General features: G+C 45.7%; 21 protein-coding genes. 20 read left to right on the top strand and 1 reads right to left on the bottom strand.

Going from position 1 to position 22,653, the window contains the following annotated elements:
* Window positions 1–369 precede the first annotated feature (369 nt).
* From acsD to ACESZH_RS10565, 11 genes are all read left to right on the top strand, one after another.
* Window positions 370–1,311, top strand: a complete 942-nt coding sequence (gene acsD, locus ACESZH_RS10515) for an acetyl-CoA decarbonylase/synthase complex subunit delta (RefSeq protein ID WP_373214818.1) — start codon at window positions 370–372, stop codon at window positions 1,309–1,311.
* 21 nt (window positions 1,312–1,332) lie between these two features.
* Complete coding sequence (gene acsC, locus ACESZH_RS10520) at window positions 1,333–2,679, top strand: acetyl-CoA decarbonylase/synthase complex subunit gamma (RefSeq protein ID WP_373214820.1); 1,347 nt, start codon at window positions 1,333–1,335, stop codon at window positions 2,677–2,679.
* A gap of 122 nt (window positions 2,680–2,801) precedes the next feature.
* Window positions 2,802–3,587 (top strand): carbon monoxide dehydrogenase/acetyl-CoA synthase methytransferase subunit, encoded by a 786-nt coding sequence (gene acsE, locus ACESZH_RS10525; RefSeq protein WP_373214822.1) that lies wholly within the window; start codon window positions 2,802–2,804, stop codon window positions 3,585–3,587.
* A 123-nt stretch (window positions 3,588–3,710) separates the two neighbouring features.
* A complete protein-coding gene (gene acsV, locus ACESZH_RS10530; protein ID WP_373214824.1) occupies window positions 3,711–5,654 on the top strand; it encodes a corrinoid activation/regeneration protein AcsV in 1,944 nt (647 codons plus the stop codon).
* Between the two features lie 7 nt (window positions 5,655–5,661).
* Entirely contained in the window at window positions 5,662–6,330 is a 669-nt protein-coding gene (locus ACESZH_RS10535) for a DUF3786 domain-containing protein (protein ID WP_373214826.1), read from the top strand.
* A 79-nt stretch (window positions 6,331–6,409) separates the two neighbouring features.
* The gene (locus ACESZH_RS10540; RefSeq protein ID WP_373214828.1) at window positions 6,410–8,095 is read left to right on the top strand and encodes a formate--tetrahydrofolate ligase; all 1,686 of its coding nucleotides are present in this window, start codon (window positions 6,410–6,412) and stop codon (window positions 8,093–8,095) included.
* A gap of 519 nt (window positions 8,096–8,614) precedes the next feature.
* Window positions 8,615–9,244 (top strand): cyclodeaminase/cyclohydrolase family protein, encoded by a 630-nt coding sequence (locus ACESZH_RS10545; RefSeq protein WP_373214830.1) that lies wholly within the window; start codon window positions 8,615–8,617, stop codon window positions 9,242–9,244.
* A gap of 45 nt (window positions 9,245–9,289) precedes the next feature.
* Window positions 9,290–10,144 (top strand): bifunctional 5,10-methylenetetrahydrofolate dehydrogenase/5,10-methenyltetrahydrofolate cyclohydrolase, encoded by an 855-nt coding sequence (locus tag ACESZH_RS10550; protein WP_373214832.1) that lies wholly within the window; start codon window positions 9,290–9,292, stop codon window positions 10,142–10,144.
* A 206-nt stretch (window positions 10,145–10,350) separates the two neighbouring features.
* Window positions 10,351–11,205 carry a DUF4886 domain-containing protein gene (locus ACESZH_RS10555; protein WP_373214834.1) on the top strand — a complete coding sequence of 285 codons (855 nt, stop codon included), beginning with the start codon at window positions 10,351–10,353 and terminating at the stop codon, window positions 11,203–11,205.
* Window positions 11,206–11,285: 80 nt separating this feature from the next.
* Window positions 11,286–12,755 carry a stage IV sporulation protein A gene (gene spoIVA / locus ACESZH_RS10560; protein WP_373214835.1) on the top strand — a complete coding sequence of 490 codons (1,470 nt, stop codon included), beginning with the start codon at window positions 11,286–11,288 and terminating at the stop codon, window positions 12,753–12,755.
* A 131-nt stretch (window positions 12,756–12,886) separates the two neighbouring features.
* Window positions 12,887–13,132, top strand: a complete 246-nt coding sequence (locus tag ACESZH_RS10565) for a helix-turn-helix domain-containing protein (RefSeq protein WP_373214837.1) — start codon at window positions 12,887–12,889, stop codon at window positions 13,130–13,132.
* Window positions 13,133–13,177: 45 nt separating this feature from the next.
* Here ACESZH_RS10565 and ACESZH_RS10570 read toward each other — a convergent pair whose 3' ends face one another.
* Window positions 13,178–13,333, bottom strand: a complete 156-nt coding sequence (locus tag ACESZH_RS10570) for a hypothetical protein (RefSeq protein WP_373214839.1) — start codon at window positions 13,331–13,333, stop codon at window positions 13,178–13,180.
* Between the two features lie 142 nt (window positions 13,334–13,475).
* On the opposite strand from ACESZH_RS10570, the gene ACESZH_RS10575 reads away from it, so the two are divergent.
* From ACESZH_RS10575 to ACESZH_RS10615, 9 genes are all read left to right on the top strand, one after another.
* On the top strand, window positions 13,476–14,012 hold the full coding sequence (locus tag ACESZH_RS10575; protein WP_373214841.1) for a YcxB family protein: 537 nt from the start codon (window positions 13,476–13,478) through the stop codon (window positions 14,010–14,012).
* Window positions 14,013–14,026: 14 nt separating this feature from the next.
* Window positions 14,027–15,118 (top strand): N-acetylmuramoyl-L-alanine amidase family protein, encoded by a 1,092-nt coding sequence (locus ACESZH_RS10580; RefSeq protein WP_373214843.1) that lies wholly within the window; start codon window positions 14,027–14,029, stop codon window positions 15,116–15,118.
* Window positions 15,119–15,157: 39 nt separating this feature from the next.
* On the top strand, window positions 15,158–15,790 hold the full coding sequence (locus tag ACESZH_RS10585) for a hypothetical protein (RefSeq protein WP_373214845.1): 633 nt from the start codon (window positions 15,158–15,160) through the stop codon (window positions 15,788–15,790).
* Between the two features lie 31 nt (window positions 15,791–15,821).
* Window positions 15,822–16,505 (top strand): transglutaminase domain-containing protein, encoded by a 684-nt coding sequence (locus ACESZH_RS10590; RefSeq protein WP_373214847.1) that lies wholly within the window; start codon window positions 15,822–15,824, stop codon window positions 16,503–16,505.
* Window positions 16,506–16,530: 25 nt separating this feature from the next.
* Window positions 16,531–17,334, top strand: a complete 804-nt coding sequence (locus ACESZH_RS10595; RefSeq protein WP_373214849.1) for a hypothetical protein — start codon at window positions 16,531–16,533, stop codon at window positions 17,332–17,334.
* An 88-nt stretch (window positions 17,335–17,422) separates the two neighbouring features.
* A complete protein-coding gene (locus ACESZH_RS10600; protein WP_373214851.1) occupies window positions 17,423–18,934 on the top strand; it encodes an MBOAT family protein in 1,512 nt (503 codons plus the stop codon).
* On the top strand, window positions 18,921–19,895 hold the full coding sequence (locus ACESZH_RS10605) for a hypothetical protein (RefSeq protein ID WP_373214853.1): 975 nt from the start codon (window positions 18,921–18,923) through the stop codon (window positions 19,893–19,895). Before ACESZH_RS10600 ends, ACESZH_RS10605 begins: the two co-directional genes overlap by 14 nt.
* A 41-nt stretch (window positions 19,896–19,936) precedes the next feature.
* Window positions 19,937–21,451, top strand: a complete 1,515-nt coding sequence (locus ACESZH_RS10610) for an amino acid adenylation domain-containing protein (protein ID WP_373214856.1) — start codon at window positions 19,937–19,939, stop codon at window positions 21,449–21,451.
* Between the two features lie 2 nt (window positions 21,452–21,453).
* The gene (locus tag ACESZH_RS10615) at window positions 21,454–22,653 is read left to right on the top strand and encodes an alanine racemase (protein WP_373214859.1); all 1,200 of its coding nucleotides are present in this window, start codon (window positions 21,454–21,456) and stop codon (window positions 22,651–22,653) included.

Raw genomic sequence — 22,653 nt, forward strand, 5'->3', positions numbered from 1 at the left:
AAGCTGCAGCCTGACTAAGATCGGTTATCCAGCGCAAATTCCACAATTATATTATCTGCATCAGGGGCAGGTGGCATGCAGGATATCAATATGCTGCCGGATACGAGATGGTTGCGGAACATCCGGGCAACTTCAGGAAGCTCTGCAGGCACAGGTCTCAATATCCAAGTCGGGAGATCAAAAAATGGCTGCAGTTCCGGAAGCTTTCGCGTTGCTGGTTACAGTAATAGAGGAGTTGCATTTTTGGCAGAACATATTTATCCAGCCTTGTCAATAAACCTAATGATGTAGTATAATAACCATGAATATTGTGGGCGTATCAGGCATGATGCGTCTGCGGAAATTAATATTTAAGGAGGCTAACGAGAAATGCCGTTTAATCAGAAACCACAAAAGTTCAATGCAAAGATTAACACCGTCACAATCGGAAGCGGAGATAAAACAATTGAGATAGGAGGAAATTCCACATTCCCTTTCTATACTTTTGATGCTCCCACTGTGACTACACCGAAGATTGGTGTGGAAATCACCGATATGGGCCTGGAAGAGTTTGCACCTGGAATCCGTGCATACTACGAAGGTGCTACAACCATGGCTGAGATTGCAAAGAAAGCTGCAGCTATGGAAGGTGCAGATTTTGTTGCCCTCATTCTGGATGGCGGAGATCCGAATGGTGAAAACAAATCTGTTGACGAGTTGATCGCTGTTGTAAAAGAGGTTGCAGATGCAATTGATTGTCCGTTAGTTGTAGAAGGCTGCAAGAACGTTGAGAAGGATGCGGAACTTCTTCCGAAGGTTGCAGAGGCTCTTCAGGGCAGAAACGTAGTTATCATGTCTGAGAAAGAGGAAAACTACAAAGCAATCGGTGCTGCAGCAGGACTTGCTTATAATCAGATCGTAGGTGCAGAGTCTGCTGACGATATCAACCTTGCAAAACAGTTGAACGTTGTGACAACACAGTTAGGTGTTGACCCGAAAAAGATCGTAATGAACATTGGTACCGCATCTGTTGGATACGGATATGAGTACGTTGTATCCACTATGGACCGTATCAGAGGAGCAGCTTTATCCCAGAACGATAACATGCTGCAGATGCCTATTATTACACCGGTTTCCTCCGAGACATGGGGCGTTAAGGAGTCTGTTGCTTCAGAGGCTGACATGCCTGAGTGGGGACCAGAAGATGAGCGTGGAATTGACATGGAAGTTATGACTGCAGCAGCAGACCTGGTATCCGGTTCTGACGCTGTTATCTTAAGACATCCTCAGTCTGTTGCAGCTATCGCCAGAATGATCAAAGCACTTGTGTAATAAGTTTAGGAGGAAGAAGATATGGCACTGAATGGTATTCAGATCTTTAAATTAACACCAAAGAAAAACTGTAAGGAATGTGGATGCCCGACATGTATGGCTTTCTCTATGAAAGTTGCACAGGGCGCATTAAAAATTGAGCAATGTCCTCATATGTCTGAAGAAGCATTAGCTTCTCTTTCCGAGGCAACTGCTCCGCCAATGAAGACGATCAAAGTCGGAACCGGTGCAGAGGAATTAACTCTGGGCGGTGAGACTGTATTGTTCAGACATGAGAAGACATTTGTAAACAAGACCAGATATGCGGTAGAGCTGTGCACCTGCATGGACGATGCAACTGTAGAGGCAAAGCTGGCTGAAATCCCGAAGGTTGATTATGAGCGTATCGGTGAGAGAATGTATGCTGAGCTGGTATATGTAAACTGTGCAGAAGGCGCTGACGCTGCAAAATTCACAGAACTGGTTCAGAAAGCTGCTGGTCTTGGAAGAACTCTGATCTTAGGATGTACAGATCCGGAGATCGCAAAAGCTGCTCTTGAAGTCTGCAAAGACAGCAAACCGGTATTAAACGGAGCAAACGCTTCCAACTACGAGGCAATGAACGCTGTTGCTACAGCGGCTGGCGTTGTTCTGGGCGTATCCGGTAAAGACTTAAATGAGTTGTATGACACAACTGCAGCTCTTGAAAAGCTTGGCAACAAAAACCTTGTATTAGATGTGACAGGTGCTGATGTAAAAGAAACCTTCGGCAACGCCGTTCAGGTTCGTCGTGCAGCTCTGAAGGATCAGGACAGAACCTTCGGATATCCATCCATCGTAAATCTTGTAAAAGTTGCAAAAGGTGATCTTCACCTCCAGGCAGCTCTTGCAGCAGTATTCACTATGAAATATGGTTCCATCGTTGTTATGGAGCGTATGACATATGCTGAAGCACTTCCGTTATACGGACTGCGTCAGAATGTATTTACCGATCCTCAGAAGCCAATGAGAGTGGAGCCGGGTATCTACCCGATGAACGGTGCAGACGAGAATTCTCCAGTTGTAACAACCGTAGACTTCGCCCTTACATACTTCCTGGTAACAGGAGAGCTGGAACGTTCCGGCGTTCCGCTGAACCTTGTTATCAATGATGCTGGCGGACTTTCCGTTTTGACTTCCTGGGCTGCTGGTAAATTCTCCGGCAATACCATTTCCGCATTCTTCAAAGAAAATGTTGAGCCGAAGGTAAAGAGCAGAAAGCTGATCATTCCTGGTAAAGTTGCAGTTCTCAAGGGCGACCTGGAAGCAAAACTTCCCGGATGGGAAATTATCGTAGGACCAAGAGAAGCAGTACAGCTTGTGAAATTCTTGAAAGATCTTGAGGCATAAGCTTACATTTTAAAACGACGATGGACGAAAAGGTTCATAAAGTTGTCAGGAATCCCTGAGGGAAGTCTTGTTCGGGACTTCCCCGGGGTACACAATTTATACATGTAAAGGAGAACACGAGCATGGCAAAATTTATAACTATTGGGGAAAGACTTTCCACCACAGCACCCACAGTAAACAAAGCTTTTACTGAGAGAGATCCTGAGCCGATTTTAAAAAGAGCAAAACAGCAGTTGGATGCAGGTGCTGTATATCTTGATGTAAACATCGGACCGGCTGAGAACGATGGTGAAGATTTAATGAAATGGGCTGTAAAGCTTCTTCAGGAAAACTTTGACAATGTTCCGCTGGCACTGGATACCGCTAACAAAAAAGCAATCGAGGCTGGTATTTCCGTATACAACAGAAGCAAAGGAAAACCAATCGTAAACTCCGCAGACGCAGGCGGAAGAATCGAAAATATTGACCTTGCAGCAGCTAACGATGCAATCGTTATCGCTCTTTGCTCTGCTGACGGTATCGCAGCAGACAATGACGAGCGTATGATGCACTGCCAGAACATGCTGGAAAGAGGTATGGGTCTTGGTATGGATCCGTCAGATCTTTGGTTTGACCCGTTATTCCTGGTTGTAAAGGGAATGCAGGACAAGCAGATGGAAGTTCTGGAAGCTATCAAAATGTTCTCCGATATGGGACTGAACTCCACTGGCGGTCTTTCCAATAACAGTAACGGTATGCCGAAAAACATCCGTCCGATCATGGACTCTGCACTTGTTGCAATGGCTATGATGAATGGTCTTACTTCTGCTATCGTTAATCCTAATGACCTTCGTCTGATGGAGACAATTAAGTCCTGTGATGTATTCAAGGGCAACACCCTGTACGCAGATTCCTATCTGGAGCTTTAATCCTTTACCGCAGGGTATGAGAGTTAAGTGACGAGACACAAGGGGCTGGGGCTTTGGCCGCAGCCCTTTTGTTAAATATTGGGTTTTACAATATGAGAAGGCTAAAAGAAAGGTGGTTGCCGGATGTTTAAGGTAACATTTGCATTCGAAGATGGCAGTGTGGTAGAGACATTTGCCAATGCGGGGGATAATTTACTGGAAATCGCCAGAGAGGCCAACGTGGCTATTGACGCACCCTGTTCAGGAAATGCTTCCTGCGGAAAATGCCGGGTGCAGCTAAAGGGCGGAGAACTGGAAAGCAAGAAGACCCTTCACATCAGCGAGGAGGAGTTTGCGGCAGGATGGAGACTTGCCTGTGTCAGCAAGATCTGCGCGGACGTGACGGTTCTTGTGCCGGATATTGCTTCTGCATACAAGAGCAGAATGAAGGTTGCAGACCTGAGCTCCAAAGAGGAGATAGCCATTTTTGAAAATGCCAAGAAGGAAGTGGAATTTGCAGGCATCGGACTGCGGAACAGCCTTGATGTGGTAGAGGTTACTATGGACCCGCCCAGCTTGGATGATACCATGCCTGATAATGAACGTCTTACAAGGGCTTTAAAAAAATTCATGAATCTGAAACAGGTAAGGATTCCTTATACTGTATTAAAAAAGCTTCCTGATGTAATGCGTGAAAATAATTATGCGCTAAAGTGCGTCCTTCGCACAACGCCAAACGATATGTTTGTTTATGATGTGTTTGGAAAGGACGAAAAAGCCATTATAGGAGGGCTTGCAATTGATATTGGCACCACCACTGTGTCTGCCGTGCTCATTGATATGGAGACAGGAGAGATTCAGGCAAAAGCATCCTCCGGCAACGGGCAGATTCGTTTTGGCGCGGATGTCATTAACCGAATAATTGAGCAGCAGAAGCCTGGAGGAAAGAAACGTCTTCAGGATGCTGTAATAAAAGAAACGATTAATCCGATGATTGCCCAGATGTGTAAATCAGCGGGTATCTCGGCTAACCGGATTTACAGGATGTGCGTAGCATCCAACACAACTATGAATCATCTGTTTGCAGGAATCAATGCAGATCCGGTGCGTATGGAACCATACATTCCTGCATTCTTTAAGACCAATTCCCTGTTTGCTTCCGATGTGGGAATTGCCATCAATAAAGACGCGCATATTATCATGGCGCCAAATATCGGAAGCTATGTAGGCGGTGATATCACTGCCGGTACACTGGTAAGTATGATCTGGAACAGACCGGAGTTTTCTCTGTTCATTGATCTTGGAACTAACGGAGAGCTTGTATTCGGAAACTCTGATTTTATGATGAGCTGTGCATGTTCCGCGGGACCTGCTTTTGAAGGCGGTGATATTAGCTGCGGTATGCGTGCCACAGACGGTGCGATTGAGGCCTGTACCATTGACAAGGAAACTATGGAGCCTACATATAAGGTAGTTGGAGATCCGGGTACAAAGCCGGTAGGCCTTTGCGGTTCCGGTATCATTGACGTGATCAGTGAGCTTTTTATGTGTGGTATTATTAATCCGAAGGGAAAATTTGTCCGCGAGGGCAAACGGGTGAAGCATGACCAGTACGGAATGGGCAGCTATGTGATCGCATTTGAGGAGGAGGCTGGTTCTGTCAAGGATGTGGAGATCACCGAGGTGGATATTGATAACTTCATCCGTGCGAAGGGAGCTATTTTCTCGGCTATCCGTACCATGCTTAGTTCTCTTGATTTTGATGTGAGCATGATCGATGACGTATATGTAGCAGGTGGTATCGGAAGCGGCATTAACATGAGAAATGCTGTGAATATCGGAATGTTCCCGGATATCCCGCTGGAAAAATTCCATTACATCGGCAATTCTTCCCTGACAGGTGCATACCTGATGCTGTTATCTACACAGGCGGAGAAAAAGACCTATGAACTGGCAGCAAACATGACTTATATGGAGCTTTCTACCGTTCCTACCTATATGGATGAGTTCGTGGGTGCCTGCTTTATTCCGCATACGGACACAGGCATGTTCCCTGACGTTATGAATGATTTAGAAAACAGGAAGTAATAATATTATGCCATTTAACATCAATGACTTAAACTATGAAAAAGACAGCAAGGAGAGAATGCCGTGGGAGCATTATCTGGAACTGTACCGTGAGACGGACCCGGAAGAGATAGCAGTAAGGCTGGCTATCCCCTATGACAAGGAGAAAAAATCCTTTACCCTCAATCTTCTGGGGACTGTTTACCATATCACTTATCCGGATTTCCAGGTAAGCCATGAGCCGGACGACATGGGCTTTTATCCTTTGGAGGAGATGATCTATGCCAGAATCCTGACTCTTCGTTTCCTGCTTAACGGGGCTGATTCCAAAGGCACGGGAAACTTCAAAACTTACCGTGAGATGCCCTGGGGCGAGGTCTATCTGCGTCAGTTTGACGGACGGTGTATCAAGAGGCTGGCTTTCAGCTATGGAAACCGGCTTTCGGATTTCAAAAAAATCATGGAACATATAAACGCAGTTCCGGTAGAACACGGAGATGCGGCTTATGAGATTTCCATTTACCCGGGATATCAGATCCGTATGATATTATGGGAGGGAGATGATGAATTTCCACCTTCCTCACAGATCCTGTTTTCTGATAATTTTCCGGTATCCTTCGCAGCGGAAGATATGGCTGTGATGGGAGATGTGATCATCGGTTCCCTGAAAGCGTTTTTTAAGGTTGTTCAGGCTTAGAGAACCAGGGAGAATTAGGGATGATTAAAACAGGTGGATCCTGTTTTATATAAAACAATATAAGCGGAGGTAATTTACTATGGGATTCAAAAGCGACATTGAAATTGCACAGGAATGCGAAATGCTGCCAATCACCCAGATTGCGGAAAAAGCAGGGATTGACGACAAGTATCTTGAGCAGTACGGCAAGTACAAAGCAAAAATTGACTACAACCTGTTAAAAGATTCAGACAAGGAAAACGGCAAGCTGATCCTTGTTACCGCGATCAACCCCACACCGGCAGGAGAAGGAAAGACCACTACAACCGTAGGTCTTGCTGACGGTATGCAGAAGCTTGGCAAAAACGTTATGGTTGCTCTCCGTGAGCCGTCCCTGGGACCGGTATTCGGCGTTAAGGGCGGTGCTGCAGGCGGCGGATACGCACAGGTTGTTCCGATGGAGGATATCAACCTTCACTTCACAGGTGACTTCCATGCCATCGGCGCAGCAAACAACCTGCTGGCAGCTATGATCGACAACCACATTTTCCAGGGCAACGCTCTGAACATCGACCCGCGTAAGATCACATGGAGAAGATGTGTGGATATGAACGACCGTCAGCTCCGTAACGTAGTGGACGGCCTTGGCGGAAGAACAAACGGTATGCCTCGTGAAGACGGCTATGACATCACCGTTGCATCCGAGATCATGGCAGTTCTCTGCCTTGCAAGCGACATCAAGGACCTGAAGGCAAGACTTTCCAGGATCATCATCGGATACACCTACGGAAAACCGTCAGGGCAGAAACCGGTTACCGCTGGTGACCTTCACGCAGAAGGCGCTATGACCGCTCTGTTAAAGGATGCCCTGAAACCAAACCTGGTTCAGACCTTAGAGCATGTTCCGGCTATCGTTCACGGCGGACCATTCGCAAACATCGCTCACGGATGTAACTCCGTAACCGCTACTAAGATGGCATTAAAGCTTGCTGATTACGCCATCACAGAGGCTGGATTCGGCGCTGACCTTGGTGCTGAGAAGTTCCTGGATATCAAATGCCGTATGGCAGGCCTGAAGCCAAACGCAGTTGTTATCGTAGCAACCGTTCGTGCCCTGAAATACAATGGTGGAGTTGCTAAGGCTGACCTTAACAATGAGAACCTGGAAGCTCTTGAGAAGGGTCTTCCGAACCTGTTAAAGCATGTGCATAACATCAAGGACGTTTACAAACTGCCGTGTGTTGTTGCTATCAATGCATTCCCGACCGATACTAAGGCTGAGCTTGACCTTGTTGAAGCGAAATGTAAGGAACTTGGCGTAAATGTTGCACTTTCCGAAGTATGGGCAAAGGGCGGCGAAGGCGGAATCAAGCTTGCAGAAGAGGTTATCCGTCTTGTTGAGGAGCCGAATGAGTTTACTTATTCCTATGAGCTGGAAGGAAGCATTGAGGATAAGCTGAACCAGATCGTTCAGAAGATCTATGGTGGTAAGAGGGTTGTTCTTACTGCGAATGCTCAGAAGCAGGCGAAACAGCTTGAGGATCTTGGATTTGGTAATTGCCCGATCTGTGTGGCTAAGACACAGTACAGTTTGACAGATGATCAGACTAAGCTGGGGGCTCCGACGGATTTTGAGGTTACGGTTCGTAACTTGAAGATTTCTGCGGGTGCAGGGTTCATAGTTGCTCTTACTGGAGAGATTATGACCATGCCTGGTCTGCCTAAGGTTCCGGCGGCGGAGAAGATTGATGTAGACGAGAACGGTAAGATTACTGGGCTGTTCTAAAAACTTCTTTTTGGAAAAAATGAAAACCTTGAGGGGGAGCATCTCAGAGTTGCGAAGCCCGAAGCTCCCCCTCAAACACCCCCTACTTGGGCACGCGGGTGGGACACTTTGCCACCTTTGACGTTGTTTCAGTGATAGGTAGCGTGGTAGTGTAGCCGCGTGGTGGGCGTTGGGTCTGTTGTGGAGGACGCGTTATAGCGATATGCCCCGACCAGTTCGGATTTTTTTTCGGTGACACATTGAGCGGCAGTGTAGCGATGAGGCGGGCGTTGGGTCCGTTTTGGGGGACGCCCCACCAACGTAACACGCCTACAGTGAAACATCCTGGAAAAGCATTACGCCGCAAAGCGGCCGGAAGGGGGAGCGCGAGGGGGAAGAGCGGCCTTGCCTCCGAGCGGTTCCCCCTCGCAGATTTTCTTATTTTTAAAATAAAAAGTAATAAAGTAATAAGGCAATAAGGTAATAAGGAAGCAGGCCCCCGCCTCTTCCTATTACCCACATTTTCGGAGGAAAAACAAAATGGGATTTTCAACAAGTACATGTACAGAATTCGTAGAAGTCTTAGCATCTAAAGCCCCGGTTCCGGGAGGCGGCGGTGCATCTGCTTTGGTAGGTGCTGTAGGAACCGCTCTTGGAAACATGGTAGGAAGCCTTACGGTCGGCAAAAAGAAATATGCTGATGTAGAGGAAGAAATGTGGGAGCTGAAAGGAAAATGCGATCAGCTTCAGAAGGACTTCCTCCGTCTCATCGAGAGAGACGCTGAAGTGTTCGAGCCTCTTTCCAAGGCATACGGCATGCCGAAGGAAACAGAGGAAGAAAAGGCTGAAAAGGCAAGAGTTATGGCAATTGTATTAAAAGATGCCTGCTCCGTTCCTATGGAGATCATGGAGAAATGCTGTGAAGCTCTGGAACTGATCAAGGAATTTGCAGCAAAAGGCTCCAAACTGGCAATCAGCGATGCCGGTGTAGCTGCTACCTTCTGCAAAGCAGCTTTAAAAGGTGCCAGCCTGAATGTTTATATTAACACAAAGTCCATGGCTGACAGAGAATACGCAGAAGAGCTGAACAAAAAGGCAGATGAAATGCTTGAGAAATACACAAAGCTGGCAGACGAGATCTTTGACAGCGTGCTTGCAAGACTGAAATAGTGGAAGAAAGCCGCATAAAATGCGGACCTGGAGGAGAAGTTAAAAATGGCAAAACAGTTATTAGGTAAAGAGGTAACCGCAGCATTAAACGAGAGAATCAAAGCAAATGTAGCTGCATTGCAGGAAAAGGGGGTAAACCCGACTCTTTGCATCATTCGTGTTGGAGAGAATCCAAGCGATATTTCTTATGAGAAAGGTGCAACAAAACGCTGCGAGACTTTAGGCGTTGCATGTGAGAAGATTCTTCTTCCGGCAGATGTTTCTCAGGATGAGCTGCTGGCAACCATTGACAAAGTAAACAAAGACGACAGCATTCACGGCGTACTTCTGTTCCGTCCGCTGCCGAAGCATCTGGATCAGGCTGTTATTGAAAATGCACTGGCTGCAGAAAAGGATGTTGACTGTATGACAGACCTTTCCATGTCAGGCGTATTCACTGGCAAAAAGATTGGTTTCCCGCCTTGTACACCACAGGCTTGTATGGAGATTCTGGATCATTACGGAATTGACTGCACAGGTAAAAAGGCTGTTGTGATCGGCAGAAGCCTTGTAGTAGGAAAACCGGCAGCTATGATGCTGGTTAAGAAAAATGCGACTGTTACGATCTGCCATACCAGAACTGTTGATATGCCTTCCGTAGCGCGGGAAGCAGATATCATCATCGTAGCAGCAGGCCGCGCAGGTGTTGTAGGCGCTGAGTATGTAAGAGAAGGCCAGACTGTTATTGATGTAGGAATCAACGTAAATGCAGAAGGAAAACTTTGCGGCGATGTTGACTATGCAGCCGTAGAGCCGATCGTTGACGCGATCACACCTGTACCTGGCGGAGTAGGAAGCGTTACCACTTCCGTACTGGTAGGCCATGTAGTGGAAGCTGCAATGAGAAAAGCAAACGCATAAAACAAGCAAACAAAAGTCATGAGGCTGCTGCTGGAGTATTCTGCCCCGCAGCAGCCTTTTTGTATCAAAGGAAAGTGGTTGCCGGCGCACATTTTTGGGGTTGTAAAAAAAAGTAAAAGAGCTATAATAAAAATATAAACTGGCGAGTGATGGGGACAGAAGTCAGGGCAGTCATTGAAAGGCAGCAGAGAATGAAGGGGAAGACAATGGCAAAAAGGATTGTGAAAGGAATACTGAGATATCAGAGATGTCTTGCGTTGATGATCAGCTTTATACTGGTATTTGGGAGTACAGCGCAGGCGGGAGCGGCTGTCGGTAAGGTGGGCGGCAGTGCAGAAAGTGCGTCAACCATTAATATCCTGCTGATTGGAAACAGCTATACAAAATACAACAACATGCCGGGCATGCTCCGCAAGATTTGTACCAGCAAGGGACAGAAGGTAAAAGTAACCTCTGTTGCAAAAAGCATGGCGAGTCTCAGTGATTTTGCAAGCAGATCCACCAGCCTTGGAAAAAAGGTCCGTAGGCTTTTAAAAGCACAGAAGTGGGACTATGTAGTTTTGCAGGAACGGCATTATTATCCTCTGACTGACATTTCAGAGATGTTGAAATCTGTTCGTGCCCTTCAGTCATATATCGAGGCTGCGGGAGCGAAAACGGCTCTGTATATGACTTGGGCGCCGGAAAAAGGTCATTCCGATTACCAAAAGTATAAGAAGCTGGTATCCAGCAGAACAGAATATCAGAAGAAGATTACCCGTGCCTATGAATACGTTGCGGACAAAACAGACGCCATAGTGATTCCTGTGGGGCTTGCCTTTGAGAATGCACAGAAGCAGAGCAAGAGTTTAAGTCTTATCGCGAAAGATAAAAGTCATCCTACAAAATGTGGAAGCTATCTGGCAGCATGTACCATATATGCAGCCTTATTTGACCAGTCACCGGTAGGTGCCTCCACAGCAGGTGTGAAAAAAAACAGCGCAAAGCAGCTTCAGCAGATAAGCTGGAAAGTGTGCAAACGCTATATAGGAGAAGCGAGTGGGATTTCGCAGTTTTATTAAAGCATAACCAAGAGCCTCCCTGCATATATTTTTATAACAATACATGGATTGTGTGAAAAATATGCAAGGGGGCTTTTAGTATGGAAAATTTTCAGGTTTACCGGGATATCCAGGCGCGAACCGGCGGTGATATATACATAGGTGTTGTAGGTCCTGTCCGTACCGGGAAATCTACCTTTATCCGAAGATTTATGGAGCTGATCGCTCTGCCGGGGATGAGTGAACAGAGACAGGCAGAGGTCAGGGATCAATTGCCTTTAAGCGGCTCAGGGAAAATGATCACCACCGTAGAACCGAAGTTTATTCCAAAGGAGGCAGTTCCTGTAAAACTGGGAGATGACCAGAAGGTGAAGGTGCGGCTTATTGATTGTGTGGGATTTCTGGTAAAGGATGCTGCAGGAAATATCGAGGACGGCAGGGAGCGGATGGTAAAGACTCCATGGTTTGACAAGGCAATACCCTTTCATGAAGCTGCCCGCACAGGAACAAGAAAAGTGATTGAGGAGCATTCCACCATAGGGCTTGTGATCACAACAGACGGAAGCTTTGGGGAAATACCAAGGGAGAATTTTCTGGAGGCAGAGGAACAGACCATTACGGAATTAAAGAAGCAGGGCAAGCCTTTTCTGGTACTTGTGAATTCTCAGATGCCTTATAAAGAGGAAACCCTTGCCATAGCAAAAGGCATTCAGGAAAAATATCAGGTGACTGCGGTGACGGCAAACTGTGAGCAACTGAAAAAAGAAGACATTACGCGTATTTTGGAAAAGATCCTTTATGAATTCCCCATAAGTGAGGTGCAGTTTTTTATCCCCAAATGGGTGGAGATGCTGCCTCTGGACCATGAGCTGAAGGCACAGATCCTTGGACAGATCAAAGAAATCATGAAAAAGCTTTTGCATATCCGGGATGTTACCAGGGAGAACATAAAGCTTGAAGGGCCTTATGTGCAGGATACACTTCTTGACAGTGTCAGTCTTTCCGACGGTAGCGTGCAGGTAAGGATCCAAGTGAATGATTCCTATTATTACAGGATGTTAAGTGAGCTCAGCGGAATTCCCATGGAGAGTGAGTATGAGCTGATTCATACGATGAAGGAATTGTCTGCTATGAAAGAACAATACGTAAAGGTACAGTCGGCTTTGGAATCTGTGAGAGGAAGCGGTTACGGGGTGGTAGTTCCGGAACTCTCCGAAATCCAGTTGGAGGAGCCCACGGTAATCAAGCAGGGAAATAAGTTTGGTGTAAAGATTAAATCAAAGAGTCCGTCCATCCATATGATCAAAGCAAATATTGAAACAGAGATTGCGCCTATTGTGGGAACCGAGCAGCAGGCGAAGGACCTGATCGCCTATATCGGAGAAAGCGAAGCCCGTGGAGAGAGCGTGTGGGAAACAAACATTTTTGGAAAATCCATTGAGCAGCTTGTTCAGGATGGAATCCGAAGTAAGATCACAGCTATTAGCGAGGAAAGCCAGGTTAAGCTTCAGGACACCATGAAAAAGATCGTAAATGACAGCAAAGGCGGGCTTGTCTGCATTATCATCTGAAGTTATGGTAAACGACAAATAAATTTGACATTTTCTAAATTTATTTGAAAAAAAATGTGATTTTCCGTGATTTGCCCCGTATTACATATAGAGGAATTTTGTCTCTCTATATTGTAGGAAACGAGGTACATATGATGGTTGAAAAGAAGGTACTTACGGAACGAATCAGGGAGCTTTGTGAAAGGAAACACTTTTCCTATTATAATCTGGCAGCAAAATCAAGTGTTCCGCTTACAACAGTTATGAATATCGTGAATGGTGTTACAAGAAATCCGGGAATTTATACCATATTCAAGCTGTGTGACGGATTGGATATCAGTGTAAAGGAGTTTTTTGGGACAGATGAATTCGGTGAAATGCCGGATGAGAAAAAGTAAATATGATAAAAGGGCGGTGAACCATCCGGTTTGCCGCCCTTTTTCCTATTTACGTTTGTGATTTTTTTCCCAGGCGGCAAGAAACTCCATCTGTTCCTGGTCGGAGATCGCCTGTGAAAGAGGATCATTGCCTGCTGCCAGGCAACTGAAAAGTACAAGAGTCTGGAGTGCAAAGAATATAATCAGAATAAGTAAAATCACAGCAAATCCTCCTTTTCATAATGGTGATAAAGAAAGTATTTACTATTTTTCAATTTTAATACATTTTATGAAACAATAGTGGCAATTTTTACTTTTTTTTGCTATACTATACTTTAGTCATTACAGAATAACGGAGGAAATAATGAGGACAACAGAATTCAAAGTACATACAGTCTACTCAAAGGAAGATATCCTTCAGATGGAAAAGGTCTCCACTCGGAAGCTGCGGCTGAGAAGCCTTGTGATCACCGTTGCAGTATTTGTTTTGTATCTTGCCATAATATTATGGGGAGTAGTGAAGGGAACAGGACATGTCTCTCTGTTTCCGGAAGGCACATCCAGAGTGCTGGATATCATCCTGCTGGCAGCGCTGGCGGTCTGTATCGTGGTGATGATCGGTCTTCCTTACTGGAAACGTAATAAGATTCTGAAGAGTGTTCCGGGCGGGATTCTGAAGGCCAACTACTATTTTTACGAAAAGACATTCCAGTATGGATGGGGAAACACGTATTCTTCCATAGCTTATGTGGATATCGAGGTATTTAAGGATTTGCCCAATAGCTTTTTTATTGAGGCGAAGGGGCTTACCTACTGGGTGAAAAAAAGTGATTTCCAGGTGGGCAAACCGGAAGCCTTTCTGGAATTTATGAAGGGAAAGGTCAGATGTAAGATTTCCTGACCGGAGTATGAAAAATGAGAAATAAGATACTGACATTATTGTCAATGATAATTCTCTGTGCATTTCTTTTTATTCCGGTTTCCGCGGAGGAAATACAGAGCGTACAGACTGCAGGTACGGAAAACATTTCCGCAGGAGGCTGGGTAAAAAATAAAAAAGGCGCTTACCAATGGCGCTATGCAGACGGCACATATCTGAAAAAAGCCGGATGGGTGACGCTGGATGGAAAAAGATATTATCTCAATGCGGACGGAACCCGTAAAAAAGGTCTTGTGACGATCAAGAAAAAGCTTTATTATCTTCATCCTTGTGTTACATATGGTGTTGTCACGGTAAAAGGAAAAACCTATTATTTTGATGAAAAGACAGGAGCAGCGCGAAAAGGCTGGCAGGTCATTAACGGCAAGAAATGCTATATGAAGAAAGACGGCTCCATGGCAAAGAATCAGTGGGTAAAGGATAAATACTACTATTACCTGGACAAGGACGGCGCACTGGTTACAGGACCGAAGTGGTTAAAGGTAAACGGGAGCAAATACTACATTGGAAAAACAGGGAGACGTCTCACCGGAATCAGGACCATTAAAGGTAAGAAATATTATTTTGACAAGAATGGTAAGCTGGTAACAAATAAAACGGCTATTAAAATTGGGGGAAAATACTACAGGATCAGTGCAAAGGGCGTGCTAAAAGTCACCGATGACATAAAAACAAAATGCTCTATAGCCACCCAGCAGTTTATCCAGCAGCATACCAGTTCACAGATGACAAACAGCCAAAAATTCAGAACCTGTTTTAATTACATAATCGGATATACGCATTTTCAGCCATGGAAAAATCCTGCTTCCGAGGATTTCAAAAATGGTACATGGCCTTATAAGATGGCAATCGATATGCTGGAGAATAATGTAAGCGGAAGCTGTTACGGCATCGCCAGTCTCATTGCTTCCTGCGCAAAGGAACTGGGCTATGAGCCGTATGTCATTGCCGCTGCGGAGGATCATGCGTTTGTCATGATCAATGGACTTTATTATGATAATATGGGGCCGTTGTTTGGGGCTTCCAGTCATTCAGCCTATCATTTGGCTTATAAAGTGAAGTTTTAGAAACTTAAATAAACAAAATCAATAAGAAGGAGTAAAAACATGAAGAAATGGAAAAAGCTGTTAATTTTTGTGCTCTGTCTCATGCTGGTACAGGTTCCGGTGATGACAGTCTCATCCCCTAAGACCGTTCAGGCGGCAACCGTGAAAAAGGGATTGAAAAAAGAAAAGGGCAAATATTACTATTACGTAAACGGCAAAAAAGTTAAAAACACATGGAAAACCGTAAAGGTCAAAGAAAAAGGGAAAACCGTTTCCTACCGTTACTATTTCGGTAAAAACGGCGCTGCCTACACAGCAGCAAAAAGCTTTGGAAGCTATAATAATGTTGTTGTGAAAACGATTAAAGGAAAGAAATACGGTTTTAATGCCAGAGGCCGTATGGCAAAGGGAGTGTATGTAAACGGCAGTAATATGAAGTTTTATGCCTTTACTAAAAGAGGACTGTATGATGCGAAAACCACCAGCGCACTTAGAAAAGCTTCAAAGGAAGGCACTGATGCAAGTAAACTGCGTAAGCTGCTTGGAAAGCCCTTGAAGGAAGAAGTAACAGATAGCTGCTATACAGACCCGCTTGTAGTAAATGATGTAATCCTAACATACAGCTACGTTACGGTGACCCTCGGCAGATATGCTGATGGCAGAGAAATCGTATATGGTGCATATCCAAACTAAAATCTATTGAATATACAGGAGGAAAAGAAACATGAAAAAGAGAAAAACATTAGCTGCACTTATTTTGGCAGTGCTTATGGCATTTTGTTCTGTTGCGCCTGCTTACGCTGCCACAACCAGCACAACCAGCACCACTGCTGCGAAGAAAACAGGCTGGGTGAAAAGCGGCGGAAAGAAATATTACTACAAAAACGGCAAGCGTATCAAAAATAAGCTTGGCTACAAGATTGGAAAAAAATACTATAAATTTGACAAAAAGGGCGTTGCGACCAGAGTATCCGAAGCGGAAGGACTTGCAGGCATCAGACTTGAAAAAATCGGCAAAAAGCTGACCAGAGCCTTCAAGTATTCATCCACACAGATCAAGTATAAGGCAAATTGCGGAAAACCTGCAAAGGAACAGGCAGAAGCTGATTATTATGCGATCTATGGTTTTAAATACGGATACGGCGACTGCTATGTAATGTCAGCGACCTTCTACCAGATGGCGAAGGTTCTGGGCTACGACGCGCACTACATGAAGGGCGGCTTTAAGAGAGAGAATAGCGTGGGAGAGCATAGCTGGGTTGAGATCGTGCGCAAAGGAAAAACCGGCGTATATGATCCGAACTTTGCTTATTCCTACCGGAACGTCAGCGGCGCTCACAGTGGTTATAATTTTAAGTACGGCGCAAAGGGAACACTTAAGTATGTAAATAAAAAACGCGTAAACTAATAGGAAAGGCATAAGGACAAGAAAGATGAAAAAGAGAATTATCGCAGCATTATTGATCGGAGCATTAAGTACATCTTTACCGCTCACCTGTTTGGCAGAGGCGGAGACAGAAGCGGTTGACACTGCAGAAGAGGCGGTGGATGAAAGCGCAGAGGAAGAGGAAGCCGGAGAACTGAAAACCATCGGTGAGGAAGCGGAAGGCTGCCTGACCTTCACGGTAAAGAATTCTTCAAAGAGAGTCATCGCCGGAATCTCCGTAAAAGCTGAGGAGGACGGTGACTATCCGGAAAACCTTAAAATGGAAGAGAACGGAGTCTTTGAGAAAGGTGAAAGACGCACTCTGTATTACACAGCTCCTGTATCAGAAGATGGGGAGGAAAACGCAGAACTGAAAAAATATGATATCCGTCTGACATTTGATGACCAGTCCACAGCGACACTTCATCAGGTAGCCCTTGAGGATATTGACGGCGGAAAGCTTGTGATCCGTGTGAAGGATGGCGTTTATTACGTAACATATACCAGTATAGAAACAAAAGAAAAAGCAGATACCTACGAGGCTGAGAAGGCAATTGCTGACGAGGCAGCAGCACAGGCGGCAGCAGAAGCGCAGGCAGCGGCAGAGGCACAGGCGGCAGCAGAAGCGCAGGCGGCAGCAGAAGCGCAGGCAGCAGCAGAGGCACAGGCGGCAGCGGCAGCGCAGGCAGCAGCAGAGGCACAGGCAGCGGCAGCAGCGCAGGCGGCAGCAGAAGCAGCGGCGGCAGCTGCAGCAGCACAGCCCGCTGAAGGCGGCGGAGATGGCTGTCTGGAAGGCGGACTCTTAAATTAAATACTAAAAAAGCGGGCGCCTGGGTTGGTTTGTCCATACGACAAATGGTAACTCATGGCGCACGTTTGGCTTTTAGGAGAAAACAACAATGTCGTTAGTGTCGAATACATTTATTATTTTTGCCGCAGTGAGCGTGCTGATCTATTATCTGGCGCCTGCAAAAGTAAAATGGGTGGTATTGCTGCTTTTCAGCTATCTCTACTACATTGCGGGCGGCGTCCGCTATGCAGCATTTCTGGTGTTTTCCACAGTTATTACATATGGGGCAGCCCTGCTGGTTGAACGTGCCGCAGAACAGGACAAGCCCCAAAGGAAGGCAAGGCGGATTCTGATCGCAGGGCTTCTTTTAAATTTCGGTATGCTGGGCGTGCTGAAGTATACGAATTTTGCCGTGGAGAATATAAACGCCCTGTTTCACACAAATCTGCGGGGAATGGAGCTTCTTCTTCCTCTTGGAATTTCTTTTTATACCTTCCAGTCATCCGGATATCTTCTGGATGTATACTGGAAAAGGTGCAGCGCTGAGAAAAATATATTCAGATATGCGCTGTTTGTATCTTTCTTTCCACAGCTTCTTCAGGGACCGATCGGGCGTTACAGCCGGCTGGCAGAGCAGCTTTACGAACCGCACAGTTTTGACGGAACAAACATTACCAGAGGTTTTGAGAGGATCCTGTGGGGCTTTTTCAAAAAAATGGTATTGGCGGACTGGGCGGCTGTCTTTGTAGATGCAATTTTTGACACCGGAGAGTATGGCGGGCTGGCTGTTTTTGGAGTGCTTTTTTATACCATTCAGCTTTATGCGGACTTTTCTGGCGGAATGGATGTTGTCATTGGACTTGCATCCATGTTTGGTATAACCCTGGATGAGAACTTCAAGCGTCCGTTTTTCGCCACATCCATTACAGATTTCTGGCACCGTTGGCATATCACTCTTGGTACCTGGATGAAGGATTATGTCTTTTATCCTATTTCCCTGTCAAAATGGATGGGAAAATTCGGAAAATGGGGAAAGAAAGTTTTCGGAAAAAAGACAGGAAGGACTCTGCCGATCTGTCTGGCGAACCTTATTGTTTTCTTTGTAGTGGGCGTATGGCACGGAGCTGCCTGGAAGTTTATCGCCTATGGTGTGTATAATGGCATTATCATCGCATTCAGCGGTTTGATGGCAAACAATTACAGAGTATGGAAAAAAGCTCTTCATATTACAGGAAAAGAGAACTGGTATCAGGTGTTTATGATTCTACGCACCTTTGTCCTGGTGAACATAAGCTGGTTTTTTGACCGGGCTGATACAGTGGGACAGGCGCTTTCTATGATGAAGCAGGCTGTGACGCAGTTTCAGCCTTCCCAGCTTCTTCTGATCCCGGCTGGCAGGGAGGGGACTGCGTTTACGCCATATGCGCTGATCATTCTGGCAGCGGGCTGTATCCTTCTCTTTATTGTGGGAGTTTTGCAGGAGCGCGGCGTGAAGATCCGGGAGTCATTGGCAAAGCTGCCGCTGCCTGTAACAGTGCTGGTTTATTTCTGTCTGTTACTGTCCATTGGATTCTTCGGCTCAACAGCCGCAGCGAGAGGGTTTATCTATGCACAATTTTAAGAAAGTCCTGAAACCGATCCTGGTAATCCTGATTTGCGCAATTTTGATCCATGGACTGGATTTGCTTCTGTATCCCTGCACCTTTATGCGCAATGACATTCATTCGGTTTGTACCAGGGAGTATGATGATATTATTGTGGGAACCTCCCACGGAAAAATGAATATTGACCCGGAGGCCATGGAGCCTGTGACCGGGCGCAGTGCCCACAACATCTGTGTGGGCGGTGAGTATGGAGTGGATGTGTATTATCTTATCCGCCTTATCACGGAAAAACAGAATCCTACCAGGATTATTTATGAGATAGATCCGGGGTATTTTGTGACAGAAAAGGAAGAGGGAAATAACTATCTGCTGTTTTACCATGAATTCCCCGCTTCCCGGGCAAAATGGGAGTATTTCTGGGCCTCCATAGCAAAATGCAATTTCAGGACCATTCTTTTCCCATGGTATGAGTATTCTCTGAAATATGAGCTTGGCAAGGCGAAGGAGACGATCTCCCAGAAGCTAAATCATAACTATGATATTTCCTCCTTAAAGAGCGATTCCCAGGAATACCACGACAATGGGTTTATCAATCGCTACGCAGTGGATACCTCCCAGCTAAAGCTGACGACACCGAAGCTTTATGAGGAGGGAAAGGTCAATGCCCAGAATATGGAATACCTGGAAAAGACCATTGATTACTGCAAGGAAAATAATATTGAATTTGTGGCAGTAACCACACCCATTCCGGCAGTTACCCTGACGGCCTTCAGTGAAAACTATCAGGCAGCCTGGACATACTTCGGGAATTTTTTCAAGGAAAAGGGAGTGGAATACTTAAACTTTAATGTTCAGTATTATCAGGATTTTTCTCATGGTATTGAATGCTACACAGATTACGATGGACATATGAACGGTGAGGCTGCAGGAGAGTATTCAAAGATCCTGGCACAGCTTCTGCCGGATATGGAAGATTAGAAGGATTCCTGATTCATCAGGTACCTGAAAGGGGGTTCATTATGAAAACAAGTATTTTAGAGTATTTGGAGGAATCTGCTGCAAATTATGGGGATAAGACTGCGTTTGCGGATCAGGACAGCTCCTGTACTTTTGGAGAATTAAGGGAACGTGCAAGAAGGACGGGAACCGCCCTTGCAAAGCATTTTACTCCGAGAAATCCGATTCCGGTGTTTATGGAAAAAAGCGTGGAAACCATCAGCGTTTTCATGGGGGCTGTCTATGCAGGGTGCTTTTACGTGCTGCTTGATACAAAGCAGCCTGCCATGCGCCTGCAGCAGATCATGGAAATTCTGGACAGCGATGCAATCGTCACCTCGGAAAAATATTTGAAAGATCTGGAAAAACTGGATTTTAAAGGCACTGTGCTGATGGCAAATGATCTGGCGGAAGCAGAAGAGGATGAAAAGGTATTGTCCGCCATCCGGGAGCAGGCGCTTGATGTGGATCCGCTGTATGGAATTTTTACCTCCGGTTCCACTGGAGTTCCAAAGGGAGTCGTGGTGGGACACCGTTCCGTGCTGGATTTTATCGACTGCTTTACAGAGCTTTTCCATATTACTTCAGAGGATGTACTGGGTAATCAGGCGCCCTGGGATTTTGATGTGTCCGTAAAGGATATTTATTCCGGTCTGAAAACAGGAGCGACGGTGCAGATCATTCCGAAACAGTATTTTTCCTTCCCTATGAAGCTTATCGATTATCTGATCGATAGGGAAGTGACCACGCTTGTATGGGCAGTATCGGCTCTTTGCATCATTAGTACGCTGAATGGTTTTGAATATAAGATACCGGATAAGATCAATAAGATACTCTTTTCCGGGGAAGCCATGCCGGTGAAGCATCTGAATATCTGGAGGAAATATCTGCCGGATACTATGTTTGTAAACATTTACGGTCCAACGGAGATCACCTGCAACTGCACCTATTATATTGTGGACAGGGATTTTGAGCCGGGAGATGTGCTGCCTATGGGCAAAGCGTTCCCAAATGAAAAGGTCTTTCTTCTGGACGATCAGGATCATCTTATCACGGAGCCGGGAATCAACGGGGAAATCTGTGTATCAGGAAGTGCCCTGGCCCTCGGCTACTATAAAAATCCGGAACAGACACAGAAAGCCTTTGTACAGAATCCTCTGAATAGCCGGTACCTGGAGCCAATCTACCGCACAGGCGATCTGGCAAATTATAATGAACGGGGAGAGCTGTGCTTTGCATCAAGAAAGGATTTCCAGATCAAGCATATGGGACACCGTATTGAGCTTGGGGAGATCGAGACGGCTATGGAGAGAGTTGCAGAGGTAAAAAGAAGCTGTTGCATTTTCGATAATGTAAAAAACAAGATTGTGGCCTTTTATGAAGGAGATATTGAAAAGAAGCCCCTTGCGAAAAATCTTGGTCAGTATCTTCCGGCATTTATGGTTCCCAATGTTTTCATGCAGGTGGATTCCATGCCTCTGACAAAGAACGGCAAGATCGACAGAAAGGCTCTGACAGCAATGTATCAGGAGGGTTAAAAGTGGGAGAATATAAGTTTTTGCAGGAATTCCTGGAAAAGGAACAGGCACCCACTCCGGCATATGTTTTTGACCTTGACGCCATGTCGGCCTATGTGGAGCAGGTAAAAAAATGCTTGGAGGGAAAAGCTGAGGTCTGCTATGCTATGAAGGCAAATCCTTTCCTTACAGGTCCTATGATGAAGCATGTATCCGCTTTTGAGGTTTGCTCTCCGGGAGAATTCCGTATCTGTGAGAGGCTTGGCGTTCCCATGGAAAGGATCGTGCTCTCTGGGGTGTATAAAAATCCTGAGGATATCCGGTACGTGTTGGAAACCTATAAGGGAAAAGGTGTGTATACCGTTGAATCCTGGGAGCATCTGCGTCATTTGAATCAGGAAGCGCAAAAAGAAAATCTTATGATTTCAGTTCTGCTTCGTGTAACAAGCGGAAACCAGTTTGGTATGGACGAGCAGGACATCCGAAAGATCATTGAGGACAGGGAAGCGTATCCGGCTTTGAAAATCCTGGGATTGCAGTATTATTCAGGAACCCAGAAGAAGAATCTTTCTCAGATGGAGGAAGAGCTGAGTCACCTCGACGGATTTCTGGAGGAGCTGAAAAAGACATACGGGTTTGAAGCAGAAGAGCTTGAGTATGGTCCGGGGTTTTTTGCTCCCTATTTTAAGAAGGATCAGGAAACGGATAAGGAAGAGCTTCTGGATGCTTTTGGGAAGTTGTTGGAGGGTCTACGCTTTTCCGGCAGGATCATTTTGGAAATGGGAAGATTTCTGGCTTATTCCTGCGGTTTTTATCTGACTTCTATCGTAGATAAAAAGGTAAATCAGGAGCAGTCTTATGTGATCCTGGACGGCGGCATCCATCATCTGAATTATTATGGACAGACCATGGCAATGAAGCAGCCATGGTGCACGCAGATTACCAGGAAGGGAAAGCCCTGTACGGATGGGGAAGAGGAGCCCTGGAATCTCTGCGGTTCACTCTGTACGGTAAGTGATGTGATCGTAAAACGTTTCCCATTGAAAAAGCCGGAGATTCATGATATTCTAATATTTGAACGTGTAGGTGCATATTCTGTGACGGAGGGAATCTATCTGTTCCTAAGCAGGCCGCTGCCAAGGATTTATTTTTGGTCAGAAAAAGAGGGGCTGCGGCTGATTCGTGACGGAATACAGATCGACACACTAAACTCAGAAAGATAG

Origin of the sequence: Ruminococcus sp. 5_1_39BFAA (assembly GCF_964240875.1) — a bacterium.
Lineage (GTDB): Bacteria > Bacillota > Clostridia > Lachnospirales > Lachnospiraceae > Blautia_A.

Excerpts from the sequence above, each read along its gene's own strand:
- ACESZH_RS10540 (WP_373214828.1), top strand. The coding sequence starts at position 6,410 with ATGGGATTCAAAAGCGACATTGAAATTGCACAGGAATGCGAAATGCTG.
- acsE (WP_373214822.1), top strand. The coding sequence starts at position 2,802 with ATGGCAAAATTTATAACTATTGGGGAAAGACTTTCCACCACAGCACCC.
- ACESZH_RS10610 (WP_373214856.1), top strand. The coding sequence starts at position 19,937 with ATGAAAACAAGTATTTTAGAGTATTTGGAGGAATCTGCTGCAAATTAT.
- ACESZH_RS10565 (WP_373214837.1), top strand. The coding sequence starts at position 12,887 with ATGATGGTTGAAAAGAAGGTACTTACGGAACGAATCAGGGAGCTTTGT.
- ACESZH_RS10580 (WP_373214843.1), top strand. The coding sequence starts at position 14,027 with ATGAGAAATAAGATACTGACATTATTGTCAATGATAATTCTCTGTGCA.
- acsC (WP_373214820.1), top strand. The coding sequence starts at position 1,333 with ATGGCACTGAATGGTATTCAGATCTTTAAATTAACACCAAAGAAAAAC.
- ACESZH_RS10605 (WP_373214853.1), top strand. The coding sequence starts at position 18,921 with ATGCACAATTTTAAGAAAGTCCTGAAACCGATCCTGGTAATCCTGATT.
- ACESZH_RS10575 (WP_373214841.1), top strand. The coding sequence starts at position 13,476 with ATGAGGACAACAGAATTCAAAGTACATACAGTCTACTCAAAGGAAGAT.
- acsD (WP_373214818.1), top strand. The coding sequence starts at position 370 with ATGCCGTTTAATCAGAAACCACAAAAGTTCAATGCAAAGATTAACACC.
- ACESZH_RS10545 (WP_373214830.1), top strand. The coding sequence starts at position 8,615 with ATGGGATTTTCAACAAGTACATGTACAGAATTCGTAGAAGTCTTAGCA.
- ACESZH_RS10600 (WP_373214851.1), top strand. The coding sequence starts at position 17,423 with ATGTCGTTAGTGTCGAATACATTTATTATTTTTGCCGCAGTGAGCGTG.
- acsV (WP_373214824.1), top strand. The coding sequence starts at position 3,711 with ATGTTTAAGGTAACATTTGCATTCGAAGATGGCAGTGTGGTAGAGACA.
- ACESZH_RS10590 (WP_373214847.1), top strand. The coding sequence starts at position 15,822 with ATGAAAAAGAGAAAAACATTAGCTGCACTTATTTTGGCAGTGCTTATG.
- ACESZH_RS10585 (WP_373214845.1), top strand. The coding sequence starts at position 15,158 with ATGAAGAAATGGAAAAAGCTGTTAATTTTTGTGCTCTGTCTCATGCTG.
- ACESZH_RS10535 (WP_373214826.1), top strand. The coding sequence starts at position 5,662 with ATGCCATTTAACATCAATGACTTAAACTATGAAAAAGACAGCAAGGAG.
- ACESZH_RS10595 (WP_373214849.1), top strand. The coding sequence starts at position 16,531 with ATGAAAAAGAGAATTATCGCAGCATTATTGATCGGAGCATTAAGTACA.
- ACESZH_RS10550 (WP_373214832.1), top strand. The coding sequence starts at position 9,290 with ATGGCAAAACAGTTATTAGGTAAAGAGGTAACCGCAGCATTAAACGAG.
- spoIVA (WP_373214835.1), top strand. The coding sequence starts at position 11,286 with ATGGAAAATTTTCAGGTTTACCGGGATATCCAGGCGCGAACCGGCGGT.
- ACESZH_RS10555 (WP_373214834.1), top strand. The coding sequence starts at position 10,351 with ATGGCAAAAAGGATTGTGAAAGGAATACTGAGATATCAGAGATGTCTT.